This window comes from Psychrobacter sp. P11F6 (assembly GCF_001435295.1).
In the GTDB taxonomy this organism is placed as follows: Bacteria; Pseudomonadota; Gammaproteobacteria; order Pseudomonadales; family Moraxellaceae; genus Psychrobacter.
This window is the reverse complement of the sequence record NZ_CM003594.1, coordinates 1,043,523-1,064,660: the sequence shown is the minus strand read 5'-3', so window position 1 is coordinate 1,064,660 and position 21,138 is coordinate 1,043,523. Positions and strand designations below refer to the sequence as shown.

The window sequence follows — 21,138 nt, the reverse complement described above, 5'->3', positions numbered from 1 at the left end:
AAATCTCCAAAACAACACCGCATTCATGATCATCAATGAATACGGTGCTAGATAAAATAAGTTGAATAAAAGAATATTAAAACGTTTAGATAGCGACAATCTATGCTAAAAAAACCACAAATAATGAGATATTCGCTAATAACAATTTATTGGTTAATATCTCTCGCATTAACAATCATAAAAACAATAATCATTAAAAGTATTTGTGCTTTTTAGAGCGTCATTTGCCGTTGGTCTTTAATCAATAATATCGTGCTCATATTTGAAATCGGATGAATACCATCAATGGTCTACATGGTCAGCGCTAAATTATCACGGTGTACCATGACCACACGCTCTTCATTATTACCAAGAATTCTATCAAACTGCTCAGTACGCTCACGAGCCACTCGGCAAGCATCACGAGAGGAGAAGTTCACTTGTCCAACCGCTAAACGCTCACCCGTATCTTGGTGTACCACCTCAACCACGTCACCTTCGTCGAAATCACCGCGTACTTCCACAACGCCGACCGGTAGCAAGCTCTTGTGATGCTCGACAACCGCTTTTGCTGCGCCTGCATCGACTATAAGAGTACCTGACATACGTAAATGTGCGGCAAGCCATTGTTTGCGTGCAATGATTTTGTCTTGATCATTGGTGGTCAATAAAGTACCAACCGCTTCGCCTGATACCACACGAGTAATAACATCATCGATAGCACCGCTCACGATAACGGTTGGACAACCACCCATCGCTGCAAGACGACCAGCACGAATTTTGGTCAGCATACCGCCGCGACCAAGCTTGCCACCATCCCCTGCAATATCAAATAAGTAATCCGCCATCGCACGCTCTTGGCGAATCATTTTTGCATTAGGATTGTCACGTGGGTTGTCCGTAAACACCCCATCTTGATCGGTTAAAATGATATATAAATCGGCATTGACCATCGCCGCTGCCATCGCGCCCAAAGTATCGTTATCACCAAATTTAATTTCATCAATGGTAATAGTGTCGTTTTCATTAATAACTGGGAGCACGCGCCACTCTAGTAATTGTGTCAGTGCACCTGTCGTATTGAGATAACGGCTACGATTAGACAAATCATCATGCGTCAGTAGCAGCTGCGAGCTTTGAATACCATGTTGGATTAATGCTGACCACCACGTTTCAATCAAACCCATTTGACCAATAGAAGCACAGGCCTGTAGTGCTGCTAGTTTCTTCGGGCGCTCCTCAAGGTTCATTCGTACCACCCCTTCAGCAACGGCACCTGACGATACTAGCAGTACTTCGACGCCTTGCTTGTGCAGCTTGGCAATCTGCTTTGCCCACTCGTATATGGCAGTTCGATCCAGCCCTCGACCGTTATTGGTTAACAACGATGAGCCAATCTTGACAATAACGCGCTGAATATCAAAGTTGCGAGTTTGTTTAATAAACCTTGCTTCTTCGGTCGTGTTTTCTATGTCACCTGCCATATAAACTCCTGTCTCTCATGTAAATTGATTACGGGGATTGATCTAAAAAATTCAAGTATATCAGCTCAAGCCTGTTAGCTTAAGGAACATAAATGACCTCAACACCATCTTCGTCGTCATCGTCAAAATCAGCATCCTCGTCGCTTAAATCTACACCTTCGCGAGCCGCTTTACGAGCCGCACGATAGGCTTCACGCTGCGCCTCAGTATTTAGACGTACTTCTACTTCTAAGCGCTCAAAACGGGTTCTTTGTGCTTCAGCGAAGATAGGATCTTCTAGTTCACGCTCACGCTCTAGTTCAATCTCATTCATTAAATGATATTTAACTGCATCAGTCCCTTCACCCATTAAGGTTGACGTGCGAAATACATCGCCTGTCCAATCAAGCTCGGCGACAATATGAGTACAAAGCTCATCTAACTCTTCGTCAGGCACCTGATCAATTTTGTTTAATATCAAAATCTGGGGCAAGTTGGATAACTCAGGCGAAAAACGCTCAAGTTCATTCAAGATAACACGAGCGTTGGCTACCGGATCGCTGCCATCAATTGGCTTTACATCAACCACATGTAACAGACGACGAGTACGAGCCACATGTTTTAAGAAACGAATGCCAAGTCCAGCCCCTTCTGAAGCACCTTCGATCAAACCTGGAATATCTGCCATCACAAATGAGCGATGACGACCGATATCAACCACACCTAGATTCGGAACGAGGGTGGTAAACGGATAGTCAGCAACTTTTGGTCTAGCAGCAGAGACTTGACGAATAAAGGTAGATTTACCAGCATTAGGCAAACCAATCAAGCCAACATCAGCCACAACTTTTAGCTCAAATTTAAGAACTTTTAACTCACCTTCAAAACCAGACGTCGATTTACGCGGTGCTTGGTTGGTAGAGCTCTTAAAATGGGTATTGCCCAAACCGCCATCACCACCTTTGGCAATCAGTAACGTCTGACCAAGTTCAATCAAGTCACCCAACACTTCGTCAGTTTCGGTATCAACTACCGTGGTACCGATAGGTACTGGTAAAAACAAATCATCAGAGCCCTTGCCTGAACAGTTTCTACTGTGGCCATTCTCTGCTCGCATAGCATCGTGACGACGGGTATAACGATAGTCCACTAGGGTGTTGGTGTTATCCTCTGCAATGACGTAAATATCTCCGCCCTTGCCACCATCTCCACCATCAGGTCCACCACGTGGGACATACTTTTCTCGGCGAAAACTGGCGATTCCGTTACCACCGTCACCTGCTTTTACCGTTACGACGGCTTCATCAATAAATCGCATCTTACGTTCCTTTATTTACACTCTAGTTTATAGACTCAATAGCAGTCATATACTGCTTCTTTTGCCTATAGGTATCTTTTAAAAAATAGGAGACTTACGTCTATGTTGCTATATATCATTATATCATTGCTTTATTTATGACAATAACACCCGATAACCAATTGGACTATCGGGTGCGGTATATATTAACTTAAAAAATCACATCTATTTGTCCATGCTAAAAGTGACTATTAAAGTACTTTCTTATAAAGAGTACCTCAATATTAAAAACTCACTACTGCTGTACAAATGTATTAAGCTGGAATCTGTGTATAACTGATGCCTGCCATTTGTGTGGCTAAACGTAATACTTGCGTACTATAGCCAACTTCATTGTCATACCAGATATAAACAATGGCATGATTGTCGGTCAAAATAGTCGCTTGGGCATCAACGATACCTACATGGGTATCACCAACAAAATCCGTCGATACCGCTTCAGTAGAATCTGTATAAGCAATCTGTGTTTGCCACTGACTGCTATTAGAGATTTTACGCATGAATTCATTTAACGCATCAGCATTTTCTGGTGCTGTTTTAAGATTCAAGTTTAAAATCGCTAAGCTGACGTTTGGCGTTGGTACACGGATGGCATTACCCGTTAGTTTACCACTAAGCTCTGGCAGTGCTTTACCAACCGCTTTAGCAGCACCCGTACTGGTAATAACCATGTTCAATACAGCACTACGACCACGGCGATCCGCTTTATGATAATTATCAATCAAGTTCTGATCGTTAGTGAATGAATGAATCGTTTCAACGTGACCGTTTTCGATACCGTATTCATCGTTCAATACTTTTAACGTTGGGGTAATTGCGTTGGTGGTACAGCTCGCCGCACTGACGATGGTATCTTCACCGACTGTATCGTTATTTACACCATAAACAACGTTTTTAATCTCACCGCCAGCTGGGGCTGTTAATAGTACTTTTTTCACACCAGTCGATTGCAAATGCTTGCCAAGACCCGCTTCATCTTTCCAGATACCCGTATTGTCAATCACTAACGCATCATTAATACCGTAAGCCGTATAATCAATCTCGCTTGGATCTTTAGCGTAGATAACCTGAACAAAGCGACCATTGATAATCAAGCCGTTGTTTTCATCATCAACCACCACGCCACCAGCAAAGCTACCATGAATCGAATCACGCTCTAGCAATGAGGCGCGCTTGGCCAAATCGCCAGATGCCGCAGGACGTACAACGATGGCTTTTAACTGCATACCTTTAGCACTTGACGCTTGTGATAATAGCAGGCGAGTTAAAATACGACCGATACGACCAAAACCATATAGCACGACATCAGTCGCAGGATTAACAGTAGTGTCATCAACATTAACGGCTTGAAGTGCTGCTTGTAAATCACTGTCATTAGCGATTAATTGACCAACATCAACCTGTGCAGACTGAAGCTTATCATTAGCCGCTAGCGCTTTAACCATGGCTAAAGTGTCAGCGATATCAATAGATTTAGCGTCTTGGTTACGCAAGGCTACTTTTTGATGCAATGCTAATATTTGACCAACTGACGTCGTATTTAACGTGTCACCGAACAAGGTCACTTGTACGTCTTGCTCGTTATAGAGCTTATTCAATAGCCCCATCAGCTCAATCGCTTGTTGCTCTTGATTGTTGTAGTTGCTTAAGTGGTCTTGATGTAATTGGCGTAAGGTATCAGCGTTGCTCACGAGAAACATCCTTATGGTCAGTAATGTGTGATCAGTAAATGATAGAGAATACAGATTAGATAGATTATGTGTGGTCTAAGCAATCACTCTAGTATGGCAACCGCACGATATCGGTGTCAGTTATTGATGTAGAGTATTGAGATCGCCTAGATTTTAGCCTAAAACGGCCTATTTTGCCAGTGATAACCGATCTGCTAGCGCTTATAAAGCATTTTATTGAGTTATGCAGGTTATTATGAAAATAAAGGCAGCCAATTATGCTGCCTTATTGTTCATTATTGCCAATATCGAATAGTGGATGATAAAGTACCACTACCATTTAACCCAGTATCTAGTAAGTGATGCTTGTTATGGAACGAGGCTAACCGTTTGATTGGTCTGCGAGGTTAACTTAAATTCCTTTAAGTCGTAGCCTTGCTGTTGAGCGATTTGACGATATTTGGCATAGGTTTCTTGAGTGACGTTTGGCGAACGCGCCAATAACCATAAATATTTTTTATCAGGCGTTCCTACTAAAGCAGTTTTGTAATCAGCATCGCGTGCTAGTACCCAATAGTCGGCACGACCAACTGGCAACCAACGAATCCACGATGGTAAAAAGGTGACCTTTAACTTACTGCCTGACTCATCAACCGGCTTAGCTAAGCCATCAGCAGTAATGCCAGAACCGTCTTTCTGCACGCATTTATTAGTGACTATGATACCTGAACCGTCGGTTTTTTCCGTATAATTGGCGGTGACATCACTGGCACAATTGCGCTGAAAATACATGGGCAAACGACCTATCTCATACCATGTCCCTGCATACTTTTTTAGATCAACGCTATCCACTGTGGTCGGTGTGCTTGCAGACTTATGAATGATGGCGCTTGGCTTGATTAACAGTGTCTCTGTAGTGGTTCTATCAGTAGTGGCGTTAGCAGTCATGTCAGCGGTAGCATTGACTGGTGGCGTCGCCGCATACGCTGAAAAGGCAGCTAATGGGATGATAATTGCTAGAGCTATGCCCGTATGCTTGATAAGTCCATTCATAAATATACGCTCCGGTATTTCTTTGTATGATGAGTAAGTAGAGGTTGATGATGAATCAACATTTTGCTTTGAATGGTGGTTCTGTCCAGATTCTTTTTCGCTCAACTCTTGTGACCATTTATAATCGTTAGTGCAGTGACCACTATCCTTGGTACAGTAATCACTAACGAAATTACTGCTTTCGCTATGTTTTGAATCGCCGTCTTTATTATTGTTGCTGTTAGTCATAGTAGACTCTTTTGCCCGTAGTGGGCTCTTATCGGCGCTTTTATATCCAAAATAGTGATCTTGCCAAGACGTTTTTTTTGCCAAATGGGTAGAATATTGGTCGTCTAGATTATCATGGTTATAGCTAGCATCGTTGCTGGCGTGACCTGTCTGCCGTGTACTATCCTCATTCAGAGGATAGTGGCGCGACTGGTTAGTCTGCTTAGATTGAGAACCAGCTTCCTTTGTATCAGACCATGCTGATTGAGGTAACTTATTGGTTTTCATAGAGGTACCATTATTGATAGTGACTGTTAACTATTCTTCTTATATGCCCTATATGTACTCTCATCTTCTGTGCGTCTTCAACTTTTAAAAATATATTAAATGTAAAAGCTAGCGCTACAAAAACCAAATATTATGAGAGGGCTTAAGAGGTATATTGATAAGCAATTCGCTTATAAGAATATAGAGTAAGTACTCTTTGTTTAGGTGATATATATTAATGGCAGCTCGACTATTAAAACAGTGTCGCAATGTAGGAAAAAGCAACGGTTTGTAAGTAACTATGCGTTTATGCAGTAGAATAAATACCGAATAAACACATAGTTACTGATTGGATAAATATATTAAAAATCAATTATTTGCCCTGATAGAGGCCAATTAATGGCAATTCTGGTTCAGAACTGGTCAGCATTAGTGCCCACACTCCCTCCATTAGTTTTTTACTATTCAAAGAACTGTCGAATACCAGCAACACTGATACCCCCATGCTCTAATACTTGATGAATCATCACAGGTGATAAACCACCCAAACCGATAATCGGCATGTCAGCCAATTGTGCCAATGCTGACCATGACTCCCAACCAAGTGGTACAGTATCAGGATGTGTATGGGTGACTAGTACAGGAGACAAAAAGGCGCCAATGACGGGCGGTAATTGCTGTTGTAACCGAGCATGAGCCAGTTTATTGGCAGCATCAATACTGGCGGCATCATGACAACTGACTATTAACGGATAGTTTTTAGACAGCACTGTATCTTGTGTATCCTCCGACCATTGCAACAATGCGGTATGAGACAGCTGATTGGCAACGATTGAATTGGCAGTGGTTGTATCTTTCATTGCTAGCGGCGCTTCAATGGTTAGGGTCTGTCCATTGACATCACAAGAGACAATCGCCTTAATATCTGGACGCATATGCATCAACTGCGCTGCCATACTTTCTGAGCCAGCTGCCTTTATTCGAATATATACCCAAGCATTGGCTGCTAGCTTGTTTTGATGAAAAGTCAGCCATGCGGCCACTGGATCAGGAGTGGCATCAAAATGCGTCAATGGATAGGTAATTGCTATCGTTGTTGGCACACTCAGCCATTCGAGAATCGTCTGGTTAGCAGCGGGTAAATGATACTTTCCTGCTAATAAATCTGCCTTATTTACCCACGTTAGCGCCTGACCTTCTAGCCCATATTGGCGATGCTTATGCTGCTCATACTGCTGCGCAGTCAGCTCAACCTTATAAATCTGTAAACTGACCTGCTTATCACCATAATCATGATGCAGACGTCCAAGCTTGACCATCGTATTGTCACAAATCTCAATGCCTGTCTCTTCAGCAACTTCCCGAATTAACGCCTGCTCGGCGTTTTCATTGGCTTCTATTTTGCCACCTACAAATTCATAGCGGTTGCCTTGATGCTGGGCGGCGTTTCTAAATCCAAGTAAATATTGGGCTTTATGATGAATGACCGCAACTGCCACGTTTACGATAAGTACTTTTTCGCTGTTATATGAGCTATCAATGTGGTTATCTGCTTCATTTGGCATCGGCGTCTCCTTTATTACTGTTTTTTTAAAGTGCGATTTGATTGGTTTATACTTTCAAAAAACCAAGTCGATTTAAAACCAACCTATTGATTTATAATAATAATTAGCTAATTTTTATTTATTTAAATCTCATTTACGAAAATTACTTTAGATAAGTTTACACAATGACTGCATTTTATTTTATCAATTACCTTGCAAAATTCTTCAATGTAAATGATAATTATTATCGTTAAAGATAGTTACTGTATCGCCATTACTATTCAGCCATTTTTTATCAAAAGGAATTTACTATGAGCATGGTTATCTCTCGTTACTTGAATTGCCGTGAAAACCGTTTACCAACTTTACAATCACAACACTTATTTGCACTCACTAAAGAAGTGCGTATCGAGCATGAGGGTGAAGAGTATCGATTACGTTTAACACGTAATAATCGCTTAATCCTGACTAAATAGATTAATATCATTGATCATCAATATTAGGTCGTGTCATCGTTTTAAAAATGGTGATAAAAATGAGATAAATTGCAGTCAAACAAGGAAAATAGCTGACTAATATCGAGATATTAGTCAGCTATTTGACGCCGTTCAGCAAGATTTAGCCATTTTAAACCCATTTAGATGACTATCGATTGAATTAAGGACACCCCCTAGCCTATCTATAAAAAAACGCCTTCATTCAAAGGCGTTTTTTATTGGATAAAACGATGCGATTTAGAACTGCCAACTGTAAACCACATCCACCGCGTTTTCTGCCGCTGAGGTTGCCTCTACATAAATACGTCGAGTTAACTGATAACGAATAGATAAGCTATTTTGAGCATTAAACACCCCTACTCCGTAGCGTATATACAAGTCAGGCGTCACGTAACCGGTGACGTTGACGTTGGTGTCTTCACTACTACCTGAGGCATCAACGGTCAAGCTCTGAAAACCAAAAATCTGACCGATTTGATTGGTTAGATTGCGCGTGCCACTCAGTCCAAAGCTTAAGCCCGCGGCGGCTAGGTTATTCGTCACTTGCGATTTAAAGCCTTGCTCACTGATTTGGGTGGCGCCCTTGTTATTAATTCGACCTGTCACCAAAGCATTCATCGCCTGCTGTTGGGTCAAACCTGCATTATTAAAGACAATAATATTGGGGCTTTCTGTATTGCCTTTGACACGCACACCTACCGTTTTACCACTGATCGTTTTAACCGCCTCAATACTGAGGTTAGGTTTCATCACATCACCGTTGAAGCGCACTTGTCCGTAGTTAAGCTCTAGGTTCTGACCAAAAGCGTTGATATTGGTACGACGTGATACTTGCACCACCCCTTTTGCACGCATGACACCCGTGCCAGTTTGAGTGATATTAATCGCACCAGCTAAAGGAATAACGGCACCAAAACCACGGAAGTTGATATCATCACCCAAGTCGACACCGATATCCGCATTGATTGACCAAGGTTTCGATATTGCCAAGACCTCGTCAATATTGCCAATGAGACGACGATCAAGAACCACTGCATCCTCGGTTTGAGTAATAATATCTTCGCTGGCTTCTGGCGGACGAATGGTCGCTGACGGTACGCTGACCGCCCCTTTAATATCGACATAACGATCGCCTGGACGCACGATAATATCAATATCAGGATTGATTTCTGCCACTAATAATGGTGGCTGAGTAATCACCAAACGCTCACCGCTGACGCTAAGCTTGGCTTGGAGTTTTTGTTGCCAATTAACGGTACCAGTCAAAACCCCTTTACCCGTACCACTGCTAAAGGTTCCATCAATAGTCGCTTGCGTGCCACGAATTTTGGCGTCAGTATTTACATTGGTTAAATTAATGGGCAAATCAAGCATCGCAATACGGCCATTAGCAAGTTTCACATCGCCATAGAATTGCGGCTTATCTAATGTACCGCCCAATCCTCCTGCCATCGTGACATTGCCCTCTAGCACTCGCATACCTGGGAAGAAAGGCTTGAATATCGCAAGGTTAAGCTCATTCAATACCAAAGCGCCCGAAATTGGCTTAGGCGTCTTATAAGGATCAACGACCACTTCAGCATAGCCACGCGCACCGCCACCAGTGTTAATATCGGTACGTAGTTTGATGCCCTCAGGGACGGACAGTGCAATCAATGAGACCCGCTTATAAGGCAGAGTGACGGGTAAACTATCACCATCTTGAATCAAACCGATTTTGCCGTTGTCTGAATACAGTGTGGTATTAATCGTCGGTGGACGACCACGTTGCCAGCCAACAATCGCCTTACCATTAATTTTGCCATGCCAGTCGATATCTTTGGGTAAAAAGACCGAGAGTAATGACGTATCTAGATTCTGCAAGGCGATATTCACCTCACCTTTATCAGGTGACGCGATTAAGTTTTCACGTAAGCATACCTTGCCCGTTTGATCGGTGGCTTGCCAGCAGTGCGCTGCCAACTGTACTTTTAAATCGTTATTATTGCCATTTTGATTGTTGGGTAAATTAACAATTAACTGCGCGGGCTGTAACTGATTTAAGGTCGCATATTTAGATTGAACACGGCCCTTACCGATGACGCCAGACCAGCTCAGTTTATCCCGATTGAAGCCGCCTTTAAGCCTTGCGCCAATCGTAAGCTGCTCATTGGCAACGTCAAGATTGACCACATGCGCCTGCTCAGTACCATTAAATGTTGCTTTAACGCTTTTAAAACTCTGTCCAGCTGCATCTAAACCTTCAGCGGTGATAATGAGCTGACTTGGGCTGCTTGCTAAATTGACCAGCTTACCGCGCACGCGACCTTGGCGCAAAATAAAGCCCGGCAGCGCAATCCGCTCACCAACCAAATCGATATAAATGGTTGGCAGCGCTTGTCCTGCTGGCTGTGATAAGGTCGCACCGCCAGTGACTTTGCCAGCCAATTTATCTGACAACTGATCCAGACTGGTGATATTAATTTTGGTTTGTAATTGCTTAGCATTGCCATTAGCAGTGACATAATTATCACCCCAACGTAGCACTAAATTATCCGCGTTTAAGCTGTCTATCAAGGCATTTACTTGCTTATATTGCGCCTGTGCATCTTGCGTTTGTAGACGCTTGAAATAGCTTGCCAAATCTTTTGGCAGACGCATCTTCGCCGCTAAGCTACCCTTAGCACTAAGCGGTTGACCTTTCAGCATACCTCTTAAATCAATTTTTTTGATATTAATGATTTGCTGCGAGTCACTCCAGCGCCCATCCGTATCGATAGTGCCGGTGATAAGGCTTGGAGTATCTTTGAGGAAATAACCAATATTAAAACGATCCATCACTGCGTCAATATCCCACGCAATGCCTTGACGTACATCAACCGTCCCTTTGGCATCAATACTGCCTGCCGCGCCCACATGACGGAAACGCTTGATACGAATCAGCTGGTCATCGCCACTGGCATCAATGGTTAGCTTGCCCGCTGGCAGTTGCTCAGCATCTAGCACTCCATCGAAATTCACCGCAAAACGTTGCAGTTTGCCTGCGGTATTTTTACTATTCTTAGGCGCAGTTTGCCACTCGCCACTGGTCTTCAAGTCACCGGTGATAATCGCTGGATTATTGGGCAAGAAATAACCCAAATTAAATTTATCAAAGCGACCATCTATCGTCCAGCCGATATTTTTACGCAAATCGATGACGCCCTTGGCATTCACTGCGCCCGCTTCACCATTGTAATTGAGCTTACGAATACTGATAAACTTTGGCGTGCCAGCCGCATCAATAGATAGGCGTCCTTTTGGTACATCTGCAGTATCGACTTGTCCATTGAAGCGCGCATCGAACATAGACAGCTCGCCACCAACGATATCGATTTTGGCATCAGCCGCACCCGTTATGCCAATAGCACGGCCATCTTGAGTCGCATCAAGTTGCGCCTGCAAGTCGGTATTATTTAAGGTAATAATATGACGCTGACCACTAACGCCACCTTTAGTAATAGCCAATAAACGACCACGCGCGCTGACACTACCTGTTAGGCGCTCAAGCGGCAAATCACTGCGATACTGTTTGGGTAATAATCCATTGGTACGCGCATCTATCTGCCATGTGAGCGGACGCTTTTTATTTGCCAATTGAATCTGCCCAGTACCTGATAAGTCGCCCACGACCCCTTTATAGTTCAGGCGATTGATGTCGATGACATCCACAGCTTTGCGCACGCGCACATCATAGTTGCCTTTAGGAGCGGCATTCAATTCATTAATGACCGCATTGGCATCTACTGATAACCGTGAGCCACGAATGATGACATCCGCCTGTCCACGCGGACTATCAATATTACCGATATTAGGCACATCGCGGCGGATTAGGTTTTGCCATTTGGCATCGATATACCAAGGCGCTACCTGTGTCGACTTCGCTGACGTTTTGCCTTGGACGATATTGGCATTCACATGCTCGCCATCACGTTGACGCAAATCTGCATCAAGCTCTACGTTACCAGCGCTGTTTTTCTGCTGATAATGTAGTGACAATCGACCATTCAGCTTTTGCGGTGCATATGCTTTGAAATCAGCATAGTCATCAGGAATAACACGGCGAATATCAAAATTGCTACCTGTCGCTCGCACTTTTGCATCAAAGCTGTCTTGCCAATCTAAAATACCTTGCAGAATTAAATTTCCAGCTGGCACCTGAGCATCTAAGCGATCAATACGTAACTGACTGTTTGCAATGACGGCGCGACCTTGATAGTGACCAGACGGAATGTCTTTAGCCGTCAGCTCAGTATTGATACGCAGACGTATTTCAGAGATCACCCCTGTCGCGGTAGCAGTACCACTTTTTAAACGAATTTTTTGGCTTTCCGCATAAGGGATCAAAATATCATCCCATTGCAATTTTGCCTGGAATGGCGAGTCCTGATCCAAACCCTGCACAACAAAATCACCGCTCACATCGCTGTCATTGTAGCGACTACGAACTTTACCAACCGTACGTTTTAGCGTCCCTGTTGCCGTGATATTCAATGGGTCAACATAGGCTTTTTCTAGCGCACTGACTTCTGCAATCGCGCTTAAATCTAGCGGATAGTCGCCTTGTAAATCAATTTTACCTTGTAAGGCACTGATTTTGACGATATCAGCATATTGTAAATCGCCGCGACCAACCGTTACCATGCTACCGACCCATGTTAAATCACGGGCAACAATATCCTGCACAACAATGGGCTCTTTGGTCACTTGTTTATAAGTAATATTTTTTATTTTAGCGTGATCAAAGCGTAAGTTCACTGGTAGCTGTAACGTTTTATAATCGAACGGCTCACCCGTTGGTGGCTTGTTATTGATAATCTCAATGGTTTGTATGTCTGCATCACGCAGATGCACTTCTTTGGCAAATATGGCACGCCAGCCTATCTTGACGTAGGCTTTATCAACCAATACTTCAAGGTCTTCAGTTGCCTTGATATCAATATCAGTGACCCAGATACCATCACGTAAATTACCGCGACCATATTTAAAATCAATGCCCGTCTCAGCACTGACTTTCTCTAATATAAACTTCGTACCCGACTCTGTGCCCATTGCGTAAAAAAACACGGCAAACATGATGGCCAGCACAATTAAAATAAGCACCAGTAATTTGAGCAAAAATGACAGCGGATACCAGCGTCTGACGGCACGAGCGTCGCGCTGTGCTGGATCTTCATCTGGGGCGTTATTAGGCGGGGTATTTTTTGTCAGCATGACACTCAACTACGTTAAAGAATGGTCACCGGCAATCGGCACGATAAATAAGAAATACAACGGATATTGCTAATAGCGTGTGTTGAACCTGTCTCAATTTCACTAACGGAGACAACTTAATAATGTTCAATACGCGCTAAATGATGTCACTACTGGATTACATGGCTATAAAGGTGAGCCAATAAAGAAATGCAGTCTAACGGGTATGCTTTCTTCTGTCACCCCAGCCGCCACATCAACTCGTACCACACCAACTGGCGATGCCCAGCGGATACCAACACCGACGCCGACCTTTGTCTCAGTCTCGAAGTTTTTGTCGTAAGCATTACCCACATCAGTGAAGAATGCCCCGCGGAATCCTGGTTTAAATTCATAGTTATACTCTGCACTACCAACCGCAAGCACTTGCCCACCAGTCAAATAGCCTTTGTCGAGCGGTGACAAGCTCTCATAATCATAGCCACGAATACTTTGGTCACCACCCGCAAAGAAGCGTAATTTATAAGGCACATCATAAAAATCATCTGCCCAGATATAGCCTGTATTCAGACTGCCCAGCACTTGGTGCTTTTGCTCATCGCCAAAACTATAAATGCCGCTGACACCCGCGCGAATGATTGCCATATTAGTGTCGCTAAGGGCTTTATCAGCCCCTGCTTCAAGCGAGTAATACTGACGCATACCGCGAGTCGGATTGGTCACGCTGTCTACATCGGTTTTGTTCATACCATAACCAAATAGCAGCGCTTGCTGTTTAGGCTTAGAGGAAGTAAAGCGAATAGGTAGATCGTCCAACTCTGTTTCATCGACCCCAGTCTCTAGCTCATCTAAACGGTAATTCACAGAGTAGCTGCGATTCCAGCCACTGTCACGGCGAATATTACGCGCCAATGCTGCTTTTAGCGTCGTAGTAGAGAGGTCGAAGTTGCCTTCACCTTGGTCGATGACCTCTTCTTCATAGGTAAGACGCGCATCTAATTTATCGTTAAGTGGATGTTTCCAAGGTCGACTGGCATAAACAGCGACGTTTTTGGTAATTCTGGAAACCTCGGTCTCCGCACCAGCTTGATAGCCTTTACGATTGAGCAAATTATAGTCTATTTTTGCCGTCGCTCGCACGCCCGTATCTGTGCCGTAACCAAGACCTACTTGGGCATCGCGCGGCTTACTTGAAGAGACAAAAACATACAACGGTACTTTTTTACTTTCTGCCACTTGTCGCGGTGTTTTTCGACCAGCCAGCGTTGGTGGTACAAAGTTTTCATCAGTGATTAAGCTTTCTTCATCAGGGAATATTTTTTGCGCAATATTACTGATGCCGTCGCTTATTTTACCCAAAAGATTGTCCGCCTCTTGGTCTTTTTCATCCAATACACGGTCATTTGGTAAGCGGCTCAAACGCTCTGCTTTTTGTTTGATAGCTTGTAGTTTATCAAGTGTTGCTGCATCAGCTTCAAAATCGATCGCCGCAATGTCGGCGGGATTGACTGTTTCACCGCTATTGGCAGTCGTATTACCCTCACTCTCTGCGTTATTTTCATCACCGTCATCAGCGCTATTGTCTTGATTAACACGGCTACTATTAGAAGCAGCTGAGCTTTCAGCACCATTATTATCCGCAATGTCTAAGGCGCCATCACTATTAATATCGTCGTCGAGTGTGCCGCTATCATTGGTAGGTGTGTTATCAAAAGCCAAAGTACTGGCTTCACTGCGTTCATCTGGCGGCAATATCGACTCAACGTTGACCGTATTAAAATAACGAGTCGCTGATAAGTCATTGCTAAACTCGGTCACCGCTGGACGATAAAAAGGATCGCCGGGCTTAAAGTCAAACAACTGTTGTAATAGTGACAACTCAACGGGTAGCTTGTCAGGATCTTGGGTTAAGGTGTTGGTTTCTTCATCGTATGTAAAAAACACAACGTCATCAAACTCATAACGATCACCAGTATTGTAGACCAGCGATACATCTGCTGTATTATCTGGCAAAATAATATCAACGGATTTATTGAGCCAATATTGATCAAAATAGCCATAAGTATTACTCAGCGACTCAAGGGCCGCCTTGCTATCTTTATAAACACGGTGATTGAAGATATCACCTACTTGTGGCGGCAAGTCTTTTTCAAGTGCTATATATTCCGGTTGTTCACTGCCTTCACCGCGAATCTCAACAATACGGCTATCCACACGTACCGGCTCGCCCAGCTCTTCGATAATGACATCGATCGTGTCAGCATTGCGCTGACGTAGGCGTAACGTAATATCATAGTAACCTACTGCTTGGGCTGCCTCTAATGCTGTTTGGCGCAGGCGTGGCAAGGCGGCCGTAAAGTCGGTAACTGACTGAACTGTCGTATCATCAAGGGCAGCCTTGATGTTTTTCATGGGCTGAACGTCATTGTCCGCTTTGGTGAGCTTTGGCTTACCATCGACAGCACCTTCAGCGGTCGCTTGCCGTAGATAAATTGTAGTATCTACATGTGGTAATGCCATCACACCTGCATTGAATAAACGGTTATAAAGGCGTTTCACGATATTGCCTTTATTACGTGCCATTGGCTTGGGCTTACTGGCTTGTTCGATACTCTGGTTTATTCCCTGAGAGTCCGCTTGATAGTCTGGCAAATAATCATCAGGATTGATAATATCTGACGTTGTACCATCTTCATTGGTCTCATCACTGGCATTGGCAACAATCTCATTATCGAAAGTACCGGTTCCATCCACGCGCCCACTACTGACAGAGTCGCTAACATCGATCGGACGCGACATAACTTCAGCCGTCTGTGCACTTTCAGCATCGCTCTCATTCCTACCCAATGTCTCAAGGTTGTTAGGAGTTGGCAGATTGGTTGCATCCAAATCCACATCTAAACCAATAGGCGGAGTTGCATCATCTAATGTCGCTATTGGTGCGTCAAAATCGCGATCGTTATTAACGTTGGTACTATTAACGTCAGTACTGCTATTAACGTCCGTACTATTATTGATGTCGTCAATATCTTGGGCATTCTGCATGTCCATCGAAGCCAGCTCACGATCAATCTCCTCAGGCGTCATCATCTGATGACCCTGCTGCTGTATGGCTGCGGCTTGTTGCAACAAGTCATCATTGGCGCTATTGGAAAGATCGAGCTGAGCATCATTTGCGCCAGCCATATTATCCATGGCATTTACCTGAGAATTGACCATACCCTGAGCATCTGGTTTTTTAGCGCTTTTATCTTGAGCATCAGACTTCTTAATGCCTAGGCTTTGTTCGCTATACTCATCCAATACTGACTGATCGATAATGCCCTGCTCTACTGCCTTTTTTAGGCGCAATGCATCCAAAGCGATATCGAGCTGAGTATCATCATCTGACAGTGTGGTCGATTGAGTGCTGGTTGGTTGAATGTTTGATTGATCGACAGCTATTTGATTGCTCGTAGGTGGTTTAGGAGAACTGACATTATTTGTGGTATCAGCCAATGCAGCAGGTGCCATACCGAAACCCACCAGGCTGGTCGCTAGCGCAGTGAAAAGTGCTGAACGCGTAAAATGAATGCGCGGCGCATTGCCATGAGTTGCCATAGCTGCTGTACGACGTGTTTTTTGAAAACGGTCACTCTGAAAATCTTGAATTTTAATATCCTCTCGAACATTATCCGTATCACACTGCATCATCGATACATTGCGCGCGAGCGTTGAAGGCTGGTGTTTCATGTGTATTTCCTATCACCTCACGCGGCACAATATTATGAACGATAACAATCGCCTAGTCTTACCGGTGAATAAACTTATAGCAGTTGGCTGAATTATGGTTTACTGTCTTGCTTTGGATAATGACCTTTTATAACGCAAACCTTGGTGTCAGATTAGCACCATGTTTTTATCAAAAAATAGACATGCGTGAGTGGTAGCAAGCCTTTGCCATTACTCACACCTCGCGACGCAACCATGCAAAATTTACAAATCATAACTTAGATAATTATGAAATCATAGCGTCGAGCGCATGTATTTTTACCAAAGCCTTGCTATTATACGGCTTAATATTGATAAAACCTATGCTATATTTCGATAAGTTTTTGATACTGTTAATAATTATATCGATAATTACTTTCACTTTAAAAGCGGTATTCAGCGCTTTTCTTTGATCTAGCAACCGCGACCCGTCTGTAGGAATTTTCATGGCCAATCAGTTTCAATTATTTAAGCACCGCCGTTTTAGCGCCATGTTTTTTACCCAGTTTTTGGGCGCGTTTAATGACAATATTTTTAAGCAAGCACTCATACTGGTTTTGACTTACACCGCTGCGAGTCAGTTGGGCATGGAAGTCAGTATTTTGAATAACTTGGCCGCGATGTTGTTTATTTTGCCTTACTTTTTGTTTTCTGCACTGGCAGGACAAATCGCAGATAAATTCGAAAAATCAAAACTCACACGATTGATTAAATTGCTTGAATTCGTGATTATGGTGATTGCGGCAGTAGGGTTCGTGTTTGAATGGTATGCATTGTTATTTGTTGCGTTGTTTCTCATGGGTACTCAATCTACTTTTTTCGGGCCTATTAAATACGCCTACTTACCACAAGCGATGAAAGAAGATGAATTGGTTGGTGCTAATGGTTTGTTTCAAATGGGAACATCGTTAGCGATCTTACTCGGTATGATTATCGCGGGTGTTTTAACCCAGATAACACAGCCGCTCTATTGGATAAGTGTGACCGTATTGGTCATCGCCGTATTGGGTTATTTTGTCGCACGATTGATACCCCACATGCCAGCGATGCAGCCAAACCTAAAAATCAACTGGAACATTGTGACCACTAGTGTGGCGACGGTGCGCTACTTATATTCATTGCCTTTTTTGTTCTTTGTCATCCTTGGTAATAGCTGGTTTTGGTTTTATGGCGCGACTTTTTTGACCCAAACGCCAGAATTTAGCAAGGTCATCTTACATGGTGATGAATCAGTGGTTATTTTCCTATTAACCTTATTTTCTGTTGGTGTGTCGATTGGCTCATTATTATGCAAATCACTAACCAAAAACCAAGTCAGCTTACGTCTTTTGCCCTTTGGTATCGCCGGCTTAAGTCTTTTTGCGATTGACTTATACTTTTCGCTGTCAAGTCTCAACATCAATGTGAATAATGCGACTCTGTTTGGCATCAGTGAGTTATTTGCGGTGAGTGGCAGCTGGCGCGTGTTTGCTGATTTATTCTTTTTGGGCTTTAGCGGCGGTTTATACATCGTACCGTTATATGCCTCTATGCAAGCCTATGCACCCAAGAGCCACCGCGCGCGTGTCGTTGGTGCCAACAATATCTTTAACGCGATATTTATGGTCACCTCAGCGATTTTCTCTATCGTTATCTTGAACGCTTTGGGATTCAATTTACCTCAGCTATTTTTAGTGACAGGACTCATAAACATTGCCTTCGGTGCCTTTTTATACAGTAAACTCAATAAGCATATTAAAAATGCAGTCATCCAAACGCACGATGAAGTGGCTCCATAAGTAAGATTGACATGCTGCTATAGCAATCGGTGTGTTATCAAATGGATAATATTGATGCTGATAATTTGGATTGTTTGCTATAGTAATACCTATGCGTTAATCACTATCATTATTTTAGAAAAACGGATAATGTTTTTAGCAGAACAGATAAGTTTAATTTTTTGATCGTATTTAAGCCATCAGGAGTGAATCATGGCCCTGCGTCCCTTATCCAAAGTCGACCAATTATTACTTGGGGTCGATAAGGCATTACGAGCTGTCGTACCACATTCAAACCCTAGCACTCGTCCACTACCAGTCAGCAGTGACGAGATTCCTGAGCTCACTATCACCGAGGCGCGACATGTTGCCGGATTGATGCGTATCAATCATACTGGTGAAGTATGCGCGCAAGGTCTGTATCATGGTCAAGCATTTGCCGCCAAAGACAATGGCGTCAAGCAAGCCATGCAACAATCAGCCGAAGAAGAGGTCGATCATCTGGTCTGGTGCGAGACGCGATTAGACGAGCTTGGCAGTCATGCCAGTGTCTTTACGCCATTATGGTATGGCATGTCTTTCGGTCTTGGCGCAGTCGCGGGTGCCATCTCTAATGAATTTAGCTTGGGATTCGTCGCAGAGACAGAAGCTCAAGTCAGCGAACATTTACAAGACCATATCACCCAATTACCAGAGCACGATAAACGCTCGAAAGAGATACTGGCGCAAATGGATATTGAAGAGTTGCATCATCGTGAGCTGGCATTAGCAAGTGGCGGCGCAGCGTTATCACCGCCTGTACGTCATACTATGCGCTGGATGGCCAATCGCATGAAAGCCACGGCATATCACTTGTAATTGCCATCTGTGATAGCAGATTTTGAGCGATAGGTTGTGATGATAAGTGTGTTGTGATGGTAAGTGCAGTGCGCTTTATTATTGATATTGCTCTCATTTACCCTGCTGTCGCTGGCATGACGTACACGCTATCGCGTTACTATTAACAATCCTACTACTGATAGCGCTCAGTTGAATTTGTTAGGGTATTAAAAATTTGTATGATTTTGCCGCAAAGACATGAGCTAATAACCATTCAATTGCTAAATAACAACTAAATAACAACTAAATAAACTAAGGTAACGATTTTTATGAAAGCCATCAACCAATCGACTCTCTCTGCCCGTTCGTCTAGCAAGTCGCCTAAACTGGCAACTCTGACAGCACTGGCAACAGCTTGTGCCATGCTATTATCAGCGCCTGTCAATGCGGCAGAAACCAATGCAGCAACAGATGCTGCAAAGACCGATACTGCTGCCACATCGGTGCCTAGCGCCATGGATTCTAGCAAACGTGTGATTCGCCTTGCTCGACCGACTGCGGCTAGTACAGCACAAGAGGGTACTCCATCAACTTCACCGACTGCGGCAGTGACAGCCAATACTCAACCAACTGACCTTCAAAGCAGTAGCGTTCCACAAAGCGCTCCTTTGCCAAATAATGCTCAGCCGTATCGTGCGCCAATGAGTACATTGCAACCACAAGATGTTGTACCAGCACCAAAAATACCTGAGTTCACTGGCACCACTCGAGTTTATGAGCCTGGTCCATTGACCGCTACTGGTGTCGACCTGCGTAGTGGTCAGCTTGCCAATATACCAACGCCGCAAGTGCAATTGTCAGACGTAAGCTTTGTACCGACTGTGTTGATTCCTCAGCAAAACGGTAATAACAACGATAAGCTAGACGTGAGCTTGCTTGATGATTTCATCGAAGACGTCTCACCTAATGCCCGTCATTACCCACCAAACTTCCCTAACCGCTCACAGCGCCATTATACGCGTGAAAAAATCAAAGTATTGGCTGAATGGATACAGCCTTATGCTGAATCACCAAATGCCTCTTATGATGTATTGATTCGTGCCGCTAAACTCAATGGCATGGGACGTAACTTAGATTTGGGATCAGACTATACGATACGCGGTGGAAAATATGTTGACCGTGCCATTAAACTGCAACCTGATAGCGGCGAAGCCAACTTCTTATACGGCATGATGTTGTCAGAAGGCGGCGGCTTCAAAGAAGGTCAAAAATACCTAGACCGCGCAGTGTCTCTTGGCTATACCGAAGCAGAGCAAAGCTTGGCACAGTCAGACTTATTAAGTGACCGCCGCGATAATGCACTAGAGCGCTTGCGTCGTCTTGAACAGAAAAACCCTAACAATGACATCATTCGTCAGCAAATCAAACTTATTGAAGAGGGTAAATTCTACATTTGGGATATACCTGCGCCTGACATCAATGTTAAGCCTAGTGCTTAACATTGATTGGGTATTTAAATTTCATTAAGTGAATTTACCAAATACCATGATTGCTCCATAAGCTA

The 21,138-nt window shown here is 43.6% G+C and carries 11 protein-coding genes; 4 read left to right on the top strand and 7 right to left on the bottom strand.

Annotated features, from left to right (window positions below):
- Positions 1 to 290: 290 nt before the first annotated feature.
- From proB to AK822_RS04405, 5 genes are all read right to left on the bottom strand, one after another.
- Complete coding sequence (proB, locus tag AK822_RS04425; RefSeq protein ID WP_045445028.1) at positions 291 to 1,463, bottom strand: glutamate 5-kinase; 1,173 nt, start codon at positions 1,461 to 1,463, stop codon at positions 291 to 293.
- A 79-nt stretch (positions 1,464 to 1,542) separates the two neighbouring features.
- Positions 1,543 to 2,760, bottom strand: a complete 1,218-nt coding sequence (cgtA, locus tag AK822_RS04420) for an Obg family GTPase CgtA (protein ID WP_060490707.1) — start codon at positions 2,758 to 2,760, stop codon at positions 1,543 to 1,545.
- 293 nt (positions 2,761 to 3,053) lie between these two features.
- Positions 3,054 to 4,499 (bottom strand): glyceraldehyde-3-phosphate dehydrogenase, encoded by a 1,446-nt coding sequence (locus tag AK822_RS04415; RefSeq protein ID WP_060490706.1) that lies wholly within the window; start codon positions 4,497 to 4,499, stop codon positions 3,054 to 3,056.
- 339 nt (positions 4,500 to 4,838) lie between these two features.
- Positions 4,839 to 6,017, bottom strand: coding sequence for a lipocalin family protein (locus tag AK822_RS04410; protein WP_060490705.1), 1,179 nt, complete (start codon positions 6,015 to 6,017; stop codon positions 4,839 to 4,841).
- Between the two features lie 440 nt (positions 6,018 to 6,457).
- The gene (locus AK822_RS04405; protein WP_060490704.1) at positions 6,458 to 7,561 is read right to left on the bottom strand and encodes an NUDIX domain-containing protein; all 1,104 of its coding nucleotides are present in this window, start codon (positions 7,559 to 7,561) and stop codon (positions 6,458 to 6,460) included.
- Between the two features lie 296 nt (positions 7,562 to 7,857).
- Between AK822_RS04405 and hemP the strand changes: the two genes are divergently transcribed.
- Positions 7,858 to 8,016 carry a hemin uptake protein HemP gene (gene hemP / locus AK822_RS14625; protein WP_227672156.1) on the top strand — a complete coding sequence of 53 codons (159 nt, stop codon included), beginning with the start codon at positions 7,858 to 7,860 and terminating at the stop codon, positions 8,014 to 8,016.
- 258 nt (positions 8,017 to 8,274) lie between these two features.
- Here hemP and AK822_RS04400 read toward each other — a convergent pair whose 3' ends face one another.
- The gene (locus AK822_RS04400) at positions 8,275 to 13,269 is read right to left on the bottom strand and encodes a translocation/assembly module TamB domain-containing protein (protein WP_060490703.1); all 4,995 of its coding nucleotides are present in this window, start codon (positions 13,267 to 13,269) and stop codon (positions 8,275 to 8,277) included.
- 165 nt (positions 13,270 to 13,434) lie between these two features.
- Positions 13,435 to 16,980: an autotransporter assembly complex protein TamA gene (locus AK822_RS04395; RefSeq protein WP_060490702.1), complete on the bottom strand. Its 3,546-nt coding sequence runs from the start codon at positions 16,978 to 16,980 to the stop codon at positions 13,435 to 13,437.
- Between the two features lie 464 nt (positions 16,981 to 17,444).
- Here AK822_RS04395 and AK822_RS04385 point away from each other — a divergent pair, with 464 nt between their 5' ends.
- The 3 genes from AK822_RS04385 to AK822_RS04375 all read left to right on the top strand — a co-directional run bounded on the left by AK822_RS04385 (position 17,445) and on the right by AK822_RS04375 (position 21,073).
- Positions 17,445 to 18,776 (top strand): MFS transporter, encoded by a 1,332-nt coding sequence (locus AK822_RS04385; protein WP_060490701.1) that lies wholly within the window; start codon positions 17,445 to 17,447, stop codon positions 18,774 to 18,776.
- 198 nt (positions 18,777 to 18,974) lie between these two features.
- Positions 18,975 to 19,613, top strand: coding sequence for a 2-polyprenyl-3-methyl-6-methoxy-1,4-benzoquinone monooxygenase (coq7, locus tag AK822_RS04380; RefSeq protein ID WP_201539625.1), 639 nt, complete (start codon positions 18,975 to 18,977; stop codon positions 19,611 to 19,613).
- A gap of 290 nt (positions 19,614 to 19,903) precedes the next feature.
- On the top strand, positions 19,904 to 21,073 hold the full coding sequence (locus tag AK822_RS04375; protein WP_060490700.1) for a hypothetical protein: 1,170 nt from the start codon (positions 19,904 to 19,906) through the stop codon (positions 21,071 to 21,073).
- Positions 21,074 to 21,138: the final 65 nt, after the last annotated feature.

Excerpts from the sequence above, each read along its gene's own strand:
- proB (WP_045445028.1), bottom strand. The coding sequence starts at position 1,463 with ATGGCAGGTGACATAGAAAACACGACCGAAGAAGCAAGGTTTATTAAA.
- cgtA (WP_060490707.1), bottom strand. The coding sequence starts at position 2,760 with ATGCGATTTATTGATGAAGCCGTCGTAACGGTAAAAGCAGGTGACGGT.
- AK822_RS04415 (WP_060490706.1), bottom strand. The coding sequence starts at position 4,499 with ATGTTTCTCGTGAGCAACGCTGATACCTTACGCCAATTACATCAAGAC.
- AK822_RS04410 (WP_060490705.1), bottom strand. The coding sequence starts at position 6,017 with ATGAAAACCAATAAGTTACCTCAATCAGCATGGTCTGATACAAAGGAA.
- AK822_RS04405 (WP_060490704.1), bottom strand. The coding sequence starts at position 7,561 with ATGCCAAATGAAGCAGATAACCACATTGATAGCTCATATAACAGCGAA.
- hemP (WP_227672156.1), top strand. The coding sequence starts at position 7,858 with ATGGTTATCTCTCGTTACTTGAATTGCCGTGAAAACCGTTTACCAACT.
- AK822_RS04400 (WP_060490703.1), bottom strand. The coding sequence starts at position 13,269 with ATGCTGACAAAAAATACCCCGCCTAATAACGCCCCAGATGAAGATCCA.
- AK822_RS04395 (WP_060490702.1), bottom strand. The coding sequence starts at position 16,980 with ATGAAACACCAGCCTTCAACGCTCGCGCGCAATGTATCGATGATGCAG.
- AK822_RS04385 (WP_060490701.1), top strand. The coding sequence starts at position 17,445 with ATGGCCAATCAGTTTCAATTATTTAAGCACCGCCGTTTTAGCGCCATG.
- AK822_RS04375 (WP_060490700.1), top strand. The coding sequence starts at position 19,904 with ATGAAAGCCATCAACCAATCGACTCTCTCTGCCCGTTCGTCTAGCAAG.